Annotated in this window: 13 protein-coding genes; all 13 read left to right on the top strand. The window is 63.2% G+C overall.

Annotation, left to right across the window (positions count from 1 at the left end):
- Positions 1–171: 171 nt before the first annotated feature.
- Positions 172–1344 (top strand): type VI secretion system protein TssA, encoded by a 1173-nt coding sequence (gene tssA / locus C1M53_RS21275; RefSeq protein WP_129414043.1) that lies wholly within the window; start codon positions 172–174, stop codon positions 1342–1344.
- Positions 1345–1349: 5 nt separating this feature from the next.
- Positions 1350–1889 (top strand): type VI secretion system contractile sheath small subunit, encoded by a 540-nt coding sequence (gene tssB, locus C1M53_RS21270; protein ID WP_129414042.1) that lies wholly within the window; start codon positions 1350–1352, stop codon positions 1887–1889.
- A 3-nt stretch (positions 1890–1892) separates the two neighbouring features.
- Complete coding sequence (gene tssC, locus C1M53_RS21265; RefSeq protein WP_129414041.1) at positions 1893–3398, top strand: type VI secretion system contractile sheath large subunit; 1506 nt, start codon at positions 1893–1895, stop codon at positions 3396–3398.
- Positions 3399–3480: 82 nt separating this feature from the next.
- A complete protein-coding gene (locus tag C1M53_RS21260) occupies positions 3481–3930 on the top strand; it encodes an Hcp family type VI secretion system effector (protein ID WP_165358353.1) in 450 nt (149 codons plus the stop codon).
- On the top strand, positions 3917–4669 hold the full coding sequence (gene tssE, locus C1M53_RS21255) for a type VI secretion system baseplate subunit TssE (RefSeq protein ID WP_129414039.1): 753 nt from the start codon (positions 3917–3919) through the stop codon (positions 4667–4669). The genes C1M53_RS21260 and tssE overlap by 14 nt, the downstream gene beginning before the upstream one ends.
- A 1-nt stretch (position 4670) precedes the next feature.
- Entirely contained in the window at positions 4671–6545 is a 1875-nt protein-coding gene (gene tssF / locus C1M53_RS21250) for a type VI secretion system baseplate subunit TssF (protein WP_129414038.1), read from the top strand.
- On the top strand, positions 6509–7576 hold the full coding sequence (gene tssG / locus C1M53_RS21245) for a type VI secretion system baseplate subunit TssG (protein ID WP_129414037.1): 1068 nt from the start codon (positions 6509–6511) through the stop codon (positions 7574–7576). The genes tssF and tssG overlap by 37 nt, the downstream gene beginning before the upstream one ends.
- Positions 7573–8997, top strand: a complete 1425-nt coding sequence (gene tagH, locus C1M53_RS21240; protein ID WP_129414036.1) for a type VI secretion system-associated FHA domain protein TagH — start codon at positions 7573–7575, stop codon at positions 8995–8997. The genes tssG and tagH overlap by 4 nt, the downstream gene beginning before the upstream one ends.
- Before the next feature lie 3 nt (positions 8998–9000).
- Positions 9001–9453: a type VI secretion system lipoprotein TssJ gene (tssJ, locus tag C1M53_RS21235; protein WP_129414035.1), complete on the top strand. Its 453-nt coding sequence runs from the start codon at positions 9001–9003 to the stop codon at positions 9451–9453.
- Positions 9454–9493: 40 nt separating this feature from the next.
- Entirely contained in the window at positions 9494–10828 is a 1335-nt protein-coding gene (gene tssK / locus C1M53_RS21230; protein WP_129414034.1) for a type VI secretion system baseplate subunit TssK, read from the top strand.
- A gap of 4 nt (positions 10829–10832) precedes the next feature.
- Positions 10833–12155, top strand: a complete 1323-nt coding sequence (tssL, locus tag C1M53_RS21225) for a type VI secretion system protein TssL, long form (RefSeq protein WP_129414033.1) — start codon at positions 10833–10835, stop codon at positions 12153–12155.
- A complete protein-coding gene (tssM, locus tag C1M53_RS21220; protein ID WP_129414032.1) occupies positions 12155–15697 on the top strand; it encodes a type VI secretion system membrane subunit TssM in 3543 nt (1180 codons plus the stop codon). Before tssL ends, tssM begins: the two co-directional genes overlap by 1 nt.
- Positions 15679–16221 carry a type VI secretion system-associated protein TagF gene (tagF, locus tag C1M53_RS21215; RefSeq protein WP_129414031.1) on the top strand — a complete coding sequence of 181 codons (543 nt, stop codon included), beginning with the start codon at positions 15679–15681 and terminating at the stop codon, positions 16219–16221. Before tssM ends, tagF begins: the two co-directional genes overlap by 19 nt.
- Positions 16222–16234: the final 13 nt, after the last annotated feature.

Below are 16234 nucleotides of genomic sequence, written 5' to 3'. Positions count from 1 at the left end.
TGCGAGCCATTTCACATACCGAGGCAGGCAATTGCGCGATGGGTTTGTCCAGGAAACGGTCGCGTTCGGCTTCCGTTGGCTTTTTGAGATGTCGCTCAATTGTGGTAGAGTGAGGCCGTGTGATAACGTTACGTCACACAGGGGTCTCAGGGCCGCTGGCTGGGGGTAGGTGTGATTGATATCGCACTCTGGCTGAATCCTCTGAACGGTGAGAATCCGTCAGGGGAGGATTTGCGCAACGAGCAGGCCTTTCACGAGCTCGAGCGTCTTACCGAACCGCAGCTCAAACTTGTCCACGACGGCACCGGCAAGCCCTCATCGCAGTCCACGCCGGTGGACTGGGCCGCAGTCCTCGAAAAGGCGGACGAGCTTCGCTCTCGTGGCCGGGATCTGCGCCTTCTGGTCATTGTCGCGCGGGCCCTCGCCAACGAAGAAGGGCTGGCAGGACTGGCGCAGGGCCTGACCCTCATCTCCAGGACCTTCGACCAGCATTGGGACACGATGCATCCGACATTGCGCGCCAATGCAGCGCCGCGCGATGCCGCCTTGCGCCGCATCAATGCGCTGCTGGATCTCCAGAACGGACAGGAAGGCCTGTTGGCCAACCTGAGAGAGACGATCTTTTTCTCGCCGCGTCAGGTCGGACCGATCAGCGGACGCGACCTGGAGAAAAGCGCGCTCGATGAGCGCGTCATGCTGCAGGAGGCGGCTTCCGGGTTGAACGCAGCCGAGAAGGCTGCGTTGGTCGGTGCCCACAACCAGCTTTTGAACCGCGTGCGGAGCGGCTGTGCGGCACAGACGGATCAGGCTGATGATGTGATGTCCTCGCTGCTCGCCGATGCCCGCTCCGCCATCACGGCGCTCGATGAGGTCGACGCAGCCTTAAACAAGCGCATCGAAGGCAATGGCCCGGTCATCCCGGAATTGAAGCGATTCCTGCAGCGTTTGCTGACGACCCTGGAACGGAATTCGCCGGCCGGCCCCGTGGCCAATGGAGCCGTAAAACCAACCCCGCCGCCGGAAGAACCGGTGTCGCCCGCCCGAAACGGTCATGGAGCCGAAACGATGGCAAGCGTGGCAAGCCTAGTGGAACCAGGTGTCGGGCTGCCCGACCGGATCAGCTCGCGCGACGATGTCGTCAAATGCCTCGACCTTGTCGTGGCCTTCTACGACCGCACGGAGCCATCGAGCCCGATACCGCATCTTGCCCGCCGTGTGCGCCGGATGGTGCACATGGATTTCGTTGAACTGATGGAAGATCTCGCCCCGTCCGGGCTGAAGGAATTCCGGCTGCTCGCCGGCGTTCCCGATCCCAAGAAGCCGGCCCAGAAGGATGAAAGGTAAAAGGCATGCCAGCAGAGAGCAAAGCTAAGGTCATCGAAAGAAACCGCGCCCCGCGCGTGCAGATCGCCTACGATGTTGAGACCTACGGCAGCCCGACGACGATCGAATTGCCGTTCGTCATGGCTGTGATGGCGGACCTTTCCGGTGCCTCACAGACCAAGGAAGCGTCGAAGTCGGTTCTGGACCGCAACTTCGTCGAGACCGACGCCAATCGCTTCCCCAAGTTCATGGAAGCCATGGGGCCTCGCGTGAAGGCGCGCGTGAAGAACACGTTGCCGCAAGCCGAGGGTGCCGAGCGCGACGAAGAGCTGGCCGTCGATCTCACCTTTTCCAAGATGGGGGATTTCGCGCCGGACAAGGTGGCCGAGCAGGTGCCGCAATTGGCCGAGATCCTCAAGATGCGCCGCCAGCTCGAAGAACTGCTCGGCTTCATGGACGGTCGGGTCGATGCCGAAAAGCGCATCGCGCAACTTCTGAACAACGAGCCGCTGCTGAGCAGGATCGCCAGCCAGGCGATGTCCGATGACGACAAGGCGGAGGAATGAGCCATGGCCGAACAGCAAAAGACAGCAGCCGCCACTGCCGAGGCAGAAGCGATCGATCTCGGTGAATTCAGCGGGCTCCTGGAAAAGGATTTCAAGGTCAAGAAGGACGACAGCGAAAAGCTGCAGCAGCTTGTGCGCAACCTGGCGCTCGCCGCGCAGTCCCGTTCCGAGACCACCACGATCTCGTCCAACGCCATCAAGTCGATCAAGTCCTTGATAGCAGGCATAGACAAGATGTTGACGACGCAGGTCAACGAGATCCTGCATGCGCCGGAAGTGCGCGAGATGGAGGGCACATGGCGCGGCCTCTGGTATCTCGTCAACAACACCGAGACGGATACCAAGTTGAAGATCCGGGTGATGAACATCTCCAAGGAGCAGCTGGCCGACACGCTCGAAGATTATGAAGGCCAGATGTGGGACCAGAGTCCCATCTTCAAGAAAGTCTACACGGACGAGTATTCCATGCTGGGCGGCGAACCGGTCGGCTGCATCATCGGCGCCTACGAGTTCTCGAACCATCCGCGCGATGTCGGCCTGCTCCGCAACCTTTCCGGCATCTGCGCTTCCGCACACACGCCTTTCATCGCCGCCGCCTCGCCGCGCTTGTTCCGGATGGACAGCTGGCAGGAACTGCCGAACCCGCAGGACCTGCAGATGATCGTGTCGAACCCGGCCTATGCATCGTGGCAATCGCTGCGCGAGAGCGAAGACGCCCGCTATATCGGCCTCACCATGCCGCGGGTGCTGGCACGGCTTCCCTACGGCACCGAGACCGTTCCGGTGAAAGGCTTCACCTTCGAGGAAGAGGTGGAGGGCGACCACAACAAATACGTCTGGATGAATGCTGCCTTCCCGATGGGCGTGAACATCAACCGCAGTCACAAACTCTACGGTTGGGGTACCCAGATCCGCGGCGTCGAGAATGGCGGCACGGTGCTGAACCTGCCGGTGCACGCCTTCCCGACCGACGACGGATCGATCGCGATGAAATGCCCGACGGAAGTCGCGATCGACGACCGGCGCGAGGCTGAACTGGCCAAGCTCGGCCTGATGCCGATCCTGCACCGCAAGAATACCGACCTTGCTGCCTTCATCGGTGCTCATTCTCTGCAGGACGACGAGACCCGCGCTGGTCGCCTCGTGGATCCGGATGCACAGGCTAACGAGCGGCTCTCCGCCAACCTGCCGTATCTGTTCCCGGTGTCGCGTTTCGCGCATTACCTCAAGGCAATCGCGCGCGACAAGATCGGCTCGTTCAAGGAGCGCTCCGACATGCAGATCTGGTTGACCGAGTGGATCAACCGGTACGTGCTGGCCAATCCCGCCTTTGCCGATGACAAGGCCCGCGCCAAGCGCCCGCTTGCTGCGGCCGAGGTCCAGGTCGACAGCGTCGAAGGCCGGCCCGGTTACTACAATGCGCGTTTCTACCTACGTCCGCACTATCAGCTGGAAGGCATCAATGCCTCGCTCCGGCTCGTGTCGGAACTGCCCTCCGTAAAGGGCTGAACTAGCAGCGAAATCATCCTGTTTCGTTTCAAAGCGGTGGAGAAAGACAATGCCGACTACAGCAAGAACCGATGCGCCTTCGATGAAAATCGACGGCTTCTTGAAAGTCCCGGACATCAAGGGTCCGAGCCAGCGCGACGGCCACGAAGACGAGATCGAAGTGCATGGCGTCGACTATAAGATGATCGCGCCCTACGACCCCAATTCCTTGTCGCGTCGCGGCCGTGTCGCACTCGGCATGATCAAGTTCACCAAGCACTACGACAAGGCATCGCCCTACCTGAAGAAGGCGCTGTTCGAGAACAAGGCGCTTGACGAGGTGGTGTTTTCGGCACGCCGCACCATCGACGGCGAGACCAGCGACTATCTGGTCGTGACGCTCACCGACGCCTCGATCATGGAATACGACATGCGGCAGGCCGACGACGAAGCGGATCTGATCGAGGAAGAAGTCAGCTTCGCCTACAAGAAGATCAAGTTCGTCTACGACAAGGACGACGAGATTGAAATGGACGTCTATGTCGGCAAGTGATGCCAGGCAGCCCGACGCGAAGGCGCGACCTGCCGGCAGCTCCCGGGCAAAGCGCGAGGCGGTGCAACCCTCCCTCTGGGACCGCCTCATCAACGACTTGCCCGGCCTGACGTCGGAAATCGACGGACTGCGTCGCTTGCTGGAAGAAGAACTGGGCGCAGATCGCGTCGAGGGTCTTCTTGCCGGCAGCACGCGCACCATCGATGCCGATGCGGAACTTTCGTCCGAACAGAAGCAGCGCCTGCACCGGTTGGCCTTCCAGGCTGAACACCGCGCGGAAATCGAAAGCCGCGGCGTCGTGGTTTCGGCGCGTGTGCTCAGAGAAGCCGTTCGGCGCGACATCGAGGCCTTGTTCAACACAGAACGGTTTGAATCCCAACCGATGCTCTCCGACCTGGAACGGGAACAATCCCTGGACGAACTGCCGTCGCTTGCCGACTTTCCCGAGGTCCGTCGCAGTGTCGTGAACTATGGCGTGCCGTCCTTCTCCGGCCGTTCGTCGCGGGATTTCGACCGCGATGTGCTGGCGCGCGAAATCCGCCAGGTGCTGGCTAGCTTCGAACCACGCCTCAAGGAAAGCGAGACGACCGTCGACGTCACCCTCGGCGACAAAAGCCTCGGGCTGAAGATCGAGATCGATGCCGTGCTGATCATGACGCCGACGCCGGAACGCATGCGGCTGCGCACCACCATCAATCTCGACAACGGCCTGGCTCGAACCGAATTCCGGGAGACCTGAGATGGATCGGGTCTTCGTGGAATATTACGAGGAGGAACTGACCCATATCCGGGCACTGGCTGCGGAATTCGCCGACATGCATCCGGCGGTGGCCCGCAATCTTTCCCTCGACACCGTTCCTTGCCCCGATCCCTATGTCGAGCGGCTTCTCGACGGCGTGGCTTTCCTCGCAGCACGCACAAGGCTGAAGGTGGATGCCGAGCGCTCGCGTTTCTCACGTGCCGTTCTCGATGTGCTTTATCCAGATCTGGTGACGCCGGCGCCGGCAACTGCGATGGCCGTGCTCAAGCCAGGCCAACAGGTGCAATCGATGATCGCCGGCTACGCCGTCCCACGCGGCACGCGGCTGGTCTCCGGCCTGCATCCAGGGCTTTCGACCCGCTGCACCTTCACCACGGCACAGGAGGTCAACTTATGGCCCATCGCGATCACTGCGGTCAGCTACTTTCAGGACCGCAGTGCGCTTGCGGCCGCCGGCATCACACCAACCGGCGGCGCGCGCGGCGAAGCCGCGTTCCGCATCACCCTCGCCCGTACGGGAAAGGGAAAACTCAGCGATCTGTCCCTCGATCACCTCGACATCTACTTTGCCGGTCGCACCAAGGCGCCGCTGCTCTTCGATGCTATCTTCGGCGCATGCTCGGCGGTGGGCGCGCGGGCGGAAGGCAAGACCACTCCGATATCGGCTTTGCCCGAACCCGAGATGATCGGCATCCACGACGACGAGGCGCTGATGCCGCGCACCCGCCCGACTTTCGAAGGATATCGGCTGCTGCGCGAATATTTCATGATCCCCGAGCGTTTCCACTATGTGCGGGTTGCCGGCCTGCAGCCAATGGTCCGTAAGTGCGAGGCGGGATTGGAGATCATCTTCCAATTCCGACGCCAGGTGCCGGAGCTCGCCGATGTGACTGCGGCTGACCTTGAGCTCTTCGTGACCCCGGTCATCAATCTGTTCGAACGCGAGTGCAACGTCGTCGAGATCGATCCCCGCAGGACGCGTCAAGTATTGCACGCCGATCGCACCCGGGCACGGGATTTCGAGATTTTCCGGATCACCCGCGTGGAGGATGCCGAGGCCGAAGGCAGTGAGGCCGGGATTCCGGAGCTGTTCAGCCTCGGGCAGAATCGCGGCAGCGGCTGGGTTTATTCTACGGAACGTCGCCCGCGCCGGGCGACGGAGGACGAGCGGCGAGATGGCCTCACCCGTACCTCCTACACAGGCGACGACGTCTTCCTCGCCATCTCGCGTCCGCTCGGCAGCCCCGCCAACCGGCCGCTCAAACGCCTCGATGTCACGGCGCTATGCACCAACCGCGACCTGCCGATACTGGACGACACACCAAAACTGACCTTGGAGACAGCCGATCCGGTTGAAGCTGTGCGGTTGCTTGGCGCGCTACGCCCGCCTCAGCCGGCCATCCCGGCGTCACTCCCGGAAAGCGCCGACGGCGAATCCCGTGCCGATAATCTTGCCTGGCGACTGGTGGCTCAGCTGTCGCTCAACTTCCTGAGCCTTGCCAAGGAAGGACGTGGCGTCGATCCGCTGCATGCGCTGCTCGACCTCTACGCCGATCGTGGGGATCCGAGCCTCGCCCGCAACGTGCACTCGATCGTGCGCATCGACTCGCGCCCTGTGGTCGAGCGGCTTCGGATCGATGGCCCCATGTGTTTCGGACGCGGCACCGAGGTGACGCTGCATATCGACCAATCGGTGCTCGCGGGCCAAAGCACACTGCTGCTTTCGGCCTTGCTTTCGCGGCTCTTCGCCCGCCATGCCGGCATAAATGGCTTTGTGCGGACACGCACTCGGTTGCTGCAGAAACAGGAGGACGTGCCATGGCCGATGACGCCCGGCAATCGCTACCTGATCTAGCGAAGTCCACGCAGCCCGAAACTGAGCCGTTGTCGGAGGATTTCGACTTTTTTGAACTGTTGCGACGCCTGGAACGGCGTCGTGGACTGTTCGGCTATTCGGGCCAGGCGGATCGCGAGCCGGCGAGACTCGGCCAGCATATACGCCTCAGCTTCTCGGCGAGAGATGTGGTCAAGTTCCAGGAAGCCGACGGCAAGGCGCCAGCGCGAATAACCGTCGCCAGTCTCGGTCTGCTCGGGCCGGAAGGACCGATGCCGCTGCACTTGACGCGCTGGGTGCTGGACCGGTTGTCACAGCGCTGGTTCAGCGGCGTCAATGCGGAGCAGACCAGCGACACGACCTTTGTCGATTTCGTCAACATCCTGCAGCACCGCATGATGGCGCTTTATTACCGCGCATGGGCTGACGCGAACCCGGCGGTGCAGGTCGAACGTGCGGTTGGTGGACGTGTTCGCGCCATGCTTGAGGCGATGGCCGGAATAGGCCTTCCCGGAACGCAGGACCCTGAGCTCGACGCGGCACGTCTGCGCCAGGCCGGCTCCCTCGCCAATCAGGTCGACGGCTCGGAACGCCTGACACTGTTCCTCGCCGCGGCTTTCAACGCGCCGGTCCAGATCAAGGAGTTCGTCGCTGCATGGATCAGCATGCCGAAGACGCTGCAGACCCGCCTTGGTGACGCCTACGCCGCACTCGGGCGCGAGGCGACGATCGGTCCTCGTGTCTTCAGCCGTCAGAGCCGGATCGAACTGCGCGTCGGCCCGCTCGGCCTCGAGGACTTCAAGGCGTTCCTTCCCGGCCAGCAGCGGCTTGCCCTGTTCAAGAAGGCAGTGCGCGAGATGATCGGCGAGACGCTCGACGTCGACCTGCGTATCGTGCTCGCGCGCGACGCAGTGCCGCCGCCGCGCGTCGGCACGATCCAGCTCGGCCGAACCGTCTGGCTCACCCGTCCGGCTGAAAACGGAGATGCCGACGATCTCCGGCTGCGCGCGATCGTTGGCTGGCGGCCGGAAATGGCGGAGGTGGCGGTATGAGCCTGCTGCTGACACTTGAGCAGGGTCCCCGCCCCCAGGGCATGAGGCAGGCCCGGCTGGATGAAGGCGAACTGGTGATTGGCCGCAGCGCCGATGCCGGCTGGCAGATAGACGATCCGGACATGTTCGTGTCGCGCGCTCATTGCAAGATCAGTGGCGGCCGCGATGGCTACTTCATCACCGACACATCGAGCAGCGGCCTGTTTATCGACGGTTCCGACAGCCCATTGGGCACAGGCAGGTCCACCCGCCTGGAAAGCGGCATGCGGCTGAGAATGGGTGACTATGTTCTGCATGTCGAGGTCCAGCCAAACCCGAACCAGACATCGGTGGGGCTGCCGCAGGCGAGCCAGGCCGCACCGGCATGGTCACCACCGCAATCACGAGCACCGGCGGATATCGGCGGGGACGACTTCTTCTCGGTCAAGGTCGAGGAAGAGCCGCATCGGCCGCGACCGGCGGACCTGCCGGATCCATTCGAGCAGCCGGTACCGGGTACCTATGAACGCGCTTCGACCGCAGGCCGTTCACCTGCCTTCGACGACCCCTTCAGTCTCGACCCGGTGGCAACGCCTGCGTCGAACGATGCCGCGAGGCCAGACCAGTCAGACCCGTTTGAGCCTGCTGACATGCCATCGCATGACGATGCAATCAGCCCTGCGCCGAAACCGGTCAACTTCGACGGCGACTTCGGCTTCGGGCCGGCCCGGACACCCGCGTCCATCGAACAGTCCGGTCGCAGCCTGCCCGAGCAGCAGAAAGCGCCCCATCCATGGGATCTGCCCGCGCAGCCGGCGGAGCCTCCTGCCGCATCACGCCGCGCCCCTCGCGTCGCTCAGCCAGCCCCCGAGAACATGACCCTTCGCGCTGCATTCCTGCGTGGCATGGGCGTCGAGGAAGCCGATTTCCCCGAACGCGATCCGAGTGCCGAAATGGAAAAATTCGGGCGCGAATACCGACTGATGCTGGATGGTCTGATGCAGCTTCTGCGCAAGCGCAGCGAGGAAAAGGGAAGCGCACGCGTCGCCCAGACGATGGTTGGCGCATCCGAGGTCAACCCGCTCAAATTCCTGCCGACAGTCGAGGACGTCATCGTCACCATCATCTCGGAGCGCAGTCCCGGTTTTCTCCCGGGCGAAGCTGCGATCAGCGACGCGGTGAAGGATCTGGCGCAGCATCACGTGCGCGCCTGGCGCGGCGTGCAGGCCGCCCTGCGGCGCATGATCGATCGTTTCGATCCATCGGTGATCGAGGCAGAGCTGAAAGCCAATTCCGCAATCTCCAACCTGCTGTCCGGCGGACGTAACGCCAAGCTGTGGGAGCTCTACCAGAAACGCCATCGCGACATCGCCCAAAGCGCGGAATCGACCTTCCTGGGCGAGATCGGCGCAGACTTCAGGGATGCATATGAGGAGGAATAGAACATGATCGACCGACGCGAATTCATGCTTGCCCTCGGCGCAACGGGGTTGCTTGCGGCATGCCAGAGTGGCCCTCCCAAGCCATCGACTGTTTCGGTCAATGTCAGTGGTGGCGCCGGCATGAACCCGGGACCAGGTGGTGGGGACCGCCCGGTGACCGTGCTCGTGATGCGGCTGCGCAGTACCGGCAAGTTCAACTCCGCCGACTATTTCGCGCTGCAGGGCGATGCCGGCTCGGCACTCGGCGCCGACCTCATCGGTTCCGATGCGATCTCGGTCGGTCCAGGCAAGGTTGCGGCAAAGACCATCACGGTCGAACCCGAGGCCACCGCGCTGGGCTTCGTCGCTCTGATCCGTGAACCCGGCGGACGCAACTGGCGCACGACCAAATCCGTATCGCCGGGGTCGACATTCACCGTGAACGCCAAGCTCGGCAGCGGCGGCATTTCTGCCTAGGCCGCCAGGCAAACGATGGTACCGTGCGGAGAGTAGCGGCATGAGCGATGCAAACAGGGTGCTTTGGTCCGAGGGCCTGTTTCTCAGGACCCAGCACTTCCAGCAGCAGGACCGGTTCTTTGAGGGAATGGTGCGCGGCGCGTTGCAGGCCGGCCAGCTCCATACGTTCGGTTTCCAGCAGCTGACGCTCGACCAGTCGCTGCTCGATGCCGGCCAGGTCTCCATCGTATCGGCACGCGGCATCTTTCCCGACGGCACGCCCTTCGCCATCCCGGAGACGATGGATGCGCCAAAACCCCTGGCTGTGACGGCAGACACAGGCGCGGGGCCTGTGCTGGTTGCGCTGCCACTCGAACCACCTGGCGGGATCGGTTTCGATCCCGCGCACGCGGCGTCGACAGGCGCGCGTTATCATGGCCGGATCGTTTCGGTACGCGACGCCGTGCAAGGCGGTGCCGATCCGGAAGAGATCGAAATTGCCCGGCCGCAGGCACTGCTGCTCGCGCCGGGCAAATCGGTGGGCGGCTATACGGCGTTGCCGATCGCCGACGTCAAGGGACTCCGCGCCGATGGCGGCATCTCGCTCGACGAGACCTTCCTGCCACCGACACTGATCACCGGCGCTGTCGCCTGGTACCGGCAACTGCTGCAGGAAGTGGTCACCGGTCTCGACCAGATCGCGGAGGCACATGGCAAGATGGTGATGGGCGGCCCTGGCCGCAGCGTCGAGGATCTCCTGATGCTCCACCTTGCCAACGCTGCTCGCCCCCGGCTCGCGCATATGCTGGCGCAGGATGTCTTCCATCCCGCGGAGCTTTATCTCGAGCTTGCCGGTCTTGCCGGCGAAATGGCGACCTACGGTTCGAGCTCGCGCCGGCTCAGCGAATTGCCGATCTATGATCATATGGCGCCCGGCCCCGCCTACATGGCACTGGCCGATGCCTTGCGCTCGCTGATCCTCAGCCTGCGCTTCGTCGAACCGAAATCGCGCGCGCTGTCGGTCATGCGCCACGCGACCAATGTCTGGAAGGTGCGCATCGACAATCCGAAGCTTCTGGTCGCCAGTCGCATCGTCATCCGCGTCGGCTCGGAGCTCTCTGAAGACGCGCTCCGCAAGATCTTCGTGAACCAGGTAACTGTCGGCGCCGCCGACCAGTTCGAGGGGCTGTGGAAGTCGCGCCTGCCCGGCATCCCGTTGAAACCGCTTCATTCGCAGCCGCGCGAAATTCCCTATGATGGCGATCGGCTCTGCCTGGAGCTGGATCAGAAGAGCGAGCATTGGGCTTCGCTGCTCAATGCTCCCGGCTTCGTCATCGGGGTTTCCGGTGTGCTGCCGAGCGAGCCGCAAGTCGACTGCTATTCGGTGAACAGGTGAGGCCATGAGCCGGGATGATCCTTTCGGACTGTCGGAGGATCGCGAACGCACCCGCATCAGGCTGACGGGTGCGGCGCCGAGACCTATGGCGCCGCTGGCGCCCGGAGCGCCCGTGAAGCGGGCGCGCGCGCACCCCAATGCACTGATCAACACTTTCGCGCCTCTGCTTGAATTCGCGCCGGAGCTCGAAAGCGCGTTGGCGCCGGAGAATCCCGAAATCATGCGCACGCGCCTGCTTGACGAGCTGGTACGTGCACGAGACGCCGCGGTGGCGACAGGCTCCTCGCTGGAGCGCGCCGACCAGGCTGCCTGGGCAGTGGCGGCCCTGCTCGACGACCTCGCGCTCAATACACCCTGGGGAGGGGCCAGCGCATGGCCGCGCCAGCCGCTGGTAGTCATGTTGCGCGGCGACGTCGATGCCGGCACGCAGTTCTTCTCGCGCCTCGACGAACTCGAACGACACCCTAACCGTGACCGCGAAATGCTCGAGCTGCAGTATTATTGCCTGGCGCTCGGCTTTCGCGGCAAATATCGCGTGCCCGGTCGCGCCGGCGATCGTTCGCTCAATGCAGTTCGCGTAGCGGCGGCGCGTTTCCTGCGCAACCCCGACGCCGAAGACACGGCGCTGTCGCCCAACTGGAAGGGTGTGCTCGCTTCCGACGAGCCGCAACGCTTCATCGTTCCGATCTGGGTGATGGTGGCCGCGGCGGCGGTCATTGCCGCCGCTACATATATCGGCCTTTCCATGGTGCTGAGCAGCCAGGCGGTGGAACTCTCCGCACTGGTTCGCGCGTTGCCGCCACCCTCGCGTGGCGAGATCACGCGCGCCGCGCCGAAAACAACGGTGCCCGAACCGCCGGAACCGATCGATTTCGCCCTGCTGCCGGAATTCAAGGCTGAAGCTCCAGATAACCTCAAGGGGGCGCTGAGCGGCACGGAGAGCGTGTCGCTGGCCAAGCTGGTCATCCAGTCTTCCGATCCTGAGCTGTTCCAGTCTTCGCGACCAACACTCGCACAAGGTTACGAACCGCTGGTGGCGTCAATCGCCAAGGTGATCCTCGCCAACCAGGAGCTGATCGGAAACATCACCGTCATCGGTCACACCGACAATGTGCGGCTGCAGAGATCCAACCCGCTCTCGTCCAACCAGCGGCTGTCGGAAGCCCGCGCAAGAACCATAGCCGACCTGCTGGTACAGGCGGGCGTACCGCAGGAGCGCGTCCGTTCCGAAGGCCGCGCGGAGACTGATCCGGTGGCCGACAATTCGACGCGCGAGGGCCGCGCACTCAACCGGCGTGTTGAAGTCATGGTCGAGAAGAGGCTCTGATGTTCATCCTGCGCTTCCTCTGGGCCGTCGTGACCTCGCGTATCCTTTGGACACTGATCGGCATCGGCCTGCTTTCTCTGCTCATCTGGGTGTTCGGCCCGATCATCCAGGTTGGCCCCTACGCGCCCTTCGATTCCGATAATGTGCGCATCGCAATCATTGCCGGGCTGATCATCCTGTGGCTGATCTGGCTGATCATCGCCCAGCGTCGCGCGATCCGCGCCAACCGCCTCTTCGTCGCCGAGATTGCGGCGCCGGTGGAGACGAAACAGCTCACCCCCGGCGAGGAGAATGTCGCTGCCGTCGGCGCCAAATTCGGCGAGGTGATGGCGGAGTTGAAGCGTCGCAAGCTTGGTGGCCGCAAGTTCCTGCGCGAGATGCCGTGGTATGTCATCGTCGGCCCGCCGGCCACCGGCAAGACGACCGCATTGCGCCAGTCCGGCCTCAATTTTCCGATCGACCTCACCGATGACCTGCAAGGCGTCGGTGGCACGCGCAACTGCGACTGGTTCTTCTCGGAAAACGCTGTCCTGATCGACACCGCCGGCCGCTACGTCCAGCAGGAAAGCCAGCCGGACGTCGATGCCACTGAATGGCTGGGCTTCCTCGATCTGCTCAAGAAGCACCGGGGTCGACGCGCACTGAACGGCGTGATCGTCGCGCTGTCGATCGATACGCTCTCGGAAGGCGACGAAGCCATCAAGGCACACGGTCGCAAGATCCGGCGCCGGCTGGCCGAATTGAACGATCGGCTGGAAATGCGACTGCCCGTCTACCTGATGTTGACCAAAGCCGATCTGATCAAGGGGTTCGAGGCATTCTTCGGCGGCTTGTCGACGACGGCACGCGAACAGGTATGGGGCACGACTTTTCCGCTCGATACGCGCATCGACGCCGGGACCATCGAGAAAGAACTCGCCACGCTTGCCGCGGAGCTGGAGCGACGGCTGGTGCCACGCCTGGAGGACGAGGACAAACTCGGCACACGCGCGGAGATCTTCCGGTTCCCGGCCCAACTCGCGAGCCTTTCCGAACCGATTAAGGTTCTGATCGAAGCAATGTTCGGCGAGAGCCGCTATGAAGAAGCAGCATGGCTGCGTGGCCTCTATCTGACGTCAGCGACGCAGGAAGGCGCGCCCATCGACCGGCTGACCGCAGCGCTGTCCTCTTCCTTCGGGCTTCCGCCGCACCGCGCAATGCTCGCGCCGCGCACCGACAAGCGCAGCTTCTTCCTGCGGAATCTCCTGACCGAAGTCGTCTTCAAGGAAGCCGGCCTGGGCACGTTCGATCCGCTTGCGCAACGTCGCCGCACCTGGATCTGGCGCGGGGCTGCCAGCGCCTGCGCGCTTGCCGCCTTGCTCGCTGGCGGTTTGTTCACCTGGTCCTATATCGACAACCGACAAGCCATCACCGCCCAGGCCGGACAATTCGAAGCGCTGCAGGCGCCGCTGACGGAAGTTGCGGCGACGCCCGCATCGGTGGAGCAGCCGACGATGGATGGAGCGCTGGCCGCGATGGACGCGGTGACCACCGCCCGCACCATGCCGCCCGACGCGATCCACAATCTCGCCGGACCGACCGCTTCGGCCGAACTCCTGCGCGCGCAGACCGATACTTACGACCACACGCTGCGCAATGTGCTCGAGCCGCGCATGGTGGCGCTGCTGGAAGCGACGATGTGGCGGCAGATCCGTGACCCGGATTTCATGCTCGGCGCACTCAAGACGTATCGCATGATGACCGGCCTGTCGCAGATGGACCCGGACTTCGTGCAGAACTGGTGGGTCAACAATCTGCCGGAATTTGCGCCCGCGCCACCCTTCCCTACCGCCGATGCAGAAGAACATCAGCTTGCCGCGATCCGTCGCATGACGGTTGATGACAGCTACATTGCCCCAGACAAGGAACTGGTCGCAGAGGCGCTGAAAACAGTGTGCACGATTTCACTGCCGGAGCGCGCTTACAGGCAATTGCTGGCCGACCCTGCAGTGGCCGCCGTCAAGGAATGGGTACCGGCCAACTTCGCCGGTCCCAACGGCGCAAAAGTGTTTTCGCGCCGCTCCGACAAGACGCTGCGAGTCGGCGTTCCCGGACCCTACACCTATGCCGGCTTCCACGATGCTGTTCTCGACCGGGTCGAGGATGTGGCGGCCCAGGCAGCACTCGATCGCGCGGTCTTCGCCGGCGGCTGCTCTGAAAACTCGGAAACCTCGGTCTCGGCTTTGTCGGAGGACATACTGAAACTCTACTACGACGACTACATCGCGCAGTGGGACAGCTTCCTGCGCGATATGCGCCTGGCGCAGCTGAGCGACCTCAATATCGCCAGCGAAAACCTCAAGGACCTGTCAAGCGCGGACTCTGCACTGAAGCGACTGCTTACGGCAGTGGTGCAGGAGACCGACCTCACCCGCTCTGACGAGGCGCCCGCCGACGGCAAGAACGACGGCGCCGCGAAGACCGGTTCGAAGCTGTTGAGCAAACTTGGCAAACTCGGCAAGGTGGTGAAGACGGGGGCGAAGCTCCTGCCGCGCGCGGGCTCCGCCAACCAGGTCGATATGACCGGCAGCCTGGTGGCCGATCATTTCAAGCCGCTGAAAGGCACGATCGCCGAAGTTGACGGCCAGCCGCCGGCCCTGGACGCCGCGGTCGTGGCACTGACGGCACTGTCCAATGTGCTGCAGACGGTGACGGCCAATCCCGACCCGCAGGAAGCCATCAAGAAACAGGGCGGCCTCGCCGAACTGACAGGAGCAGTGGCCCGGCAGGCTCAGATCCTGCCTTCTCCAATCAACGACTGGCTCGGCGGAATTGCCGGCGACACCAGCAATCTGTCGCAGAGAGCTGTCACCAACGAACTCAACGCCATCTGGCGCGCCGACATCCTGCCCTTCTGCCAGGCAGCCCTCAACAATCGCTATCCGTTCAGCCCCGAGAGCGCGGTGGATGTCAACGTGCGCGATTTCCAGCGCCTCTTCGGCCCGACCGGCATGATCGACGCCTTCATCAACGACCATCTGATCAACTATGTCGATACCGCGAGCAAACCGTGGAAATGGCGCGCCGACTTCGGTCTCGATCCTGCTGCGCTGGCGGCGTTCGAACAGGCCCGGCACATCCGCGACGACTTGTTTCCCGGCGGCACCGGCCCGGTGATGAATTTCACACTGGAGCCAAAGGACCTGTCGCCCAACCTGGCGCGGGTGACACTCAACCTCGATGGCCAGAACCTCGTCTACTACAACAACGCGACCAGGCCACAGCCGATGACGTGGCCCGGCAAGGACGGCACGGGCGTGATCTCGCTTGCCTTCCAGCCGGTCGACGGCTCACCGGAGGTCTTGCTCAACGAGACCGGCAGCTGGGCATGGCTGAGGATGCTGCGCGGCGGCAAGTTCACCGGAACCAAGCTAACCGACGTCTACAGCCTGCGGCTGGGCACGAAGGGCATGTTTGCCGATTTCGAGCTCAAGGCCTCCAGCGTCGAGAACCCATACACCCTTGAAATGTTCAAGAAATTCACATGTCCGCCGCAGATTTGAACATGCCCGGCTTCTACGGCAAGATGCCAGCCACCGGCGATTTCGTCACACGGCGGCTGACTGGAGACTTCGTGCGCGCCTGGGATCGATGGCTGGCGCAGCATATCGTTCCGCTGTTTGGCCGTGAAGAATGGCCAGAAAGCATGGCGCTCCGGCTCCTGGCCGGACCCGGCGCCTTCGGCGCCTCGGCCGGCATCTTGCTGCAGAGCACCGACAGGATCGGCAGGCGATTTCCGCTCAGCATTGTCGCGCAACTTGCCGAAGCACCGCTGAAAATGGCCCACTCCGACGACTGGTTCGATAGCATCGAGAGTGCCGCCTTCGCCGCACAGAGGGGGGAGCTGACACCCGACGAACTTGATGCCGCGCTGGCGACCCTGCCCGTGCCGCAGGTCGAACGGGATGGCGAGACGATCGACGATCTCGTCATTTGGACAGCACGAACAGATATTTTCGACGTCGATTCACAAGCGCCGCAACCGACGCTGGAACAGATCTTCGCCGCAGCTCGGGAGACCGGCTGATGCGAGTTGACGT

The organism is Mesorhizobium sp. Pch-S (assembly GCF_004136315.1).
Taxonomy (GTDB): domain Bacteria; phylum Pseudomonadota; class Alphaproteobacteria; order Rhizobiales; family Rhizobiaceae; genus Mesorhizobium.
This window is presented reverse-complemented; position numbering and strand designations above follow the sequence as displayed.

Coding starts and splice junctions, on each gene's coding strand:
- tssB (WP_129414042.1), top strand. CDS start 1,350: ATGCCAGCAGAGAGCAAAGCTAAGGTCATCGAAAGAAACCGCGCCCCG.
- tagF (WP_129414031.1), top strand. CDS start 15,679: ATGTCCGCCGCAGATTTGAACATGCCCGGCTTCTACGGCAAGATGCCA.
- tssE (WP_129414039.1), top strand. CDS start 3,917: ATGTCGGCAAGTGATGCCAGGCAGCCCGACGCGAAGGCGCGACCTGCC.
- tssF (WP_129414038.1), top strand. CDS start 4,671: ATGGATCGGGTCTTCGTGGAATATTACGAGGAGGAACTGACCCATATC.
- tssJ (WP_129414035.1), top strand. CDS start 9,001: ATGATCGACCGACGCGAATTCATGCTTGCCCTCGGCGCAACGGGGTTG.
- tssK (WP_129414034.1), top strand. CDS start 9,494: ATGAGCGATGCAAACAGGGTGCTTTGGTCCGAGGGCCTGTTTCTCAGG.
- tssG (WP_129414037.1), top strand. CDS start 6,509: ATGGCCGATGACGCCCGGCAATCGCTACCTGATCTAGCGAAGTCCACG.
- tagH (WP_129414036.1), top strand. CDS start 7,573: ATGAGCCTGCTGCTGACACTTGAGCAGGGTCCCCGCCCCCAGGGCATG.
- tssC (WP_129414041.1), top strand. CDS start 1,893: ATGGCCGAACAGCAAAAGACAGCAGCCGCCACTGCCGAGGCAGAAGCG.
- tssL (WP_129414033.1), top strand. CDS start 10,833: ATGAGCCGGGATGATCCTTTCGGACTGTCGGAGGATCGCGAACGCACC.
- tssM (WP_129414032.1), top strand. CDS start 12,155: ATGTTCATCCTGCGCTTCCTCTGGGCCGTCGTGACCTCGCGTATCCTT.
- C1M53_RS21260 (WP_165358353.1), top strand. CDS start 3,481: ATGAAAATCGACGGCTTCTTGAAAGTCCCGGACATCAAGGGTCCGAGC.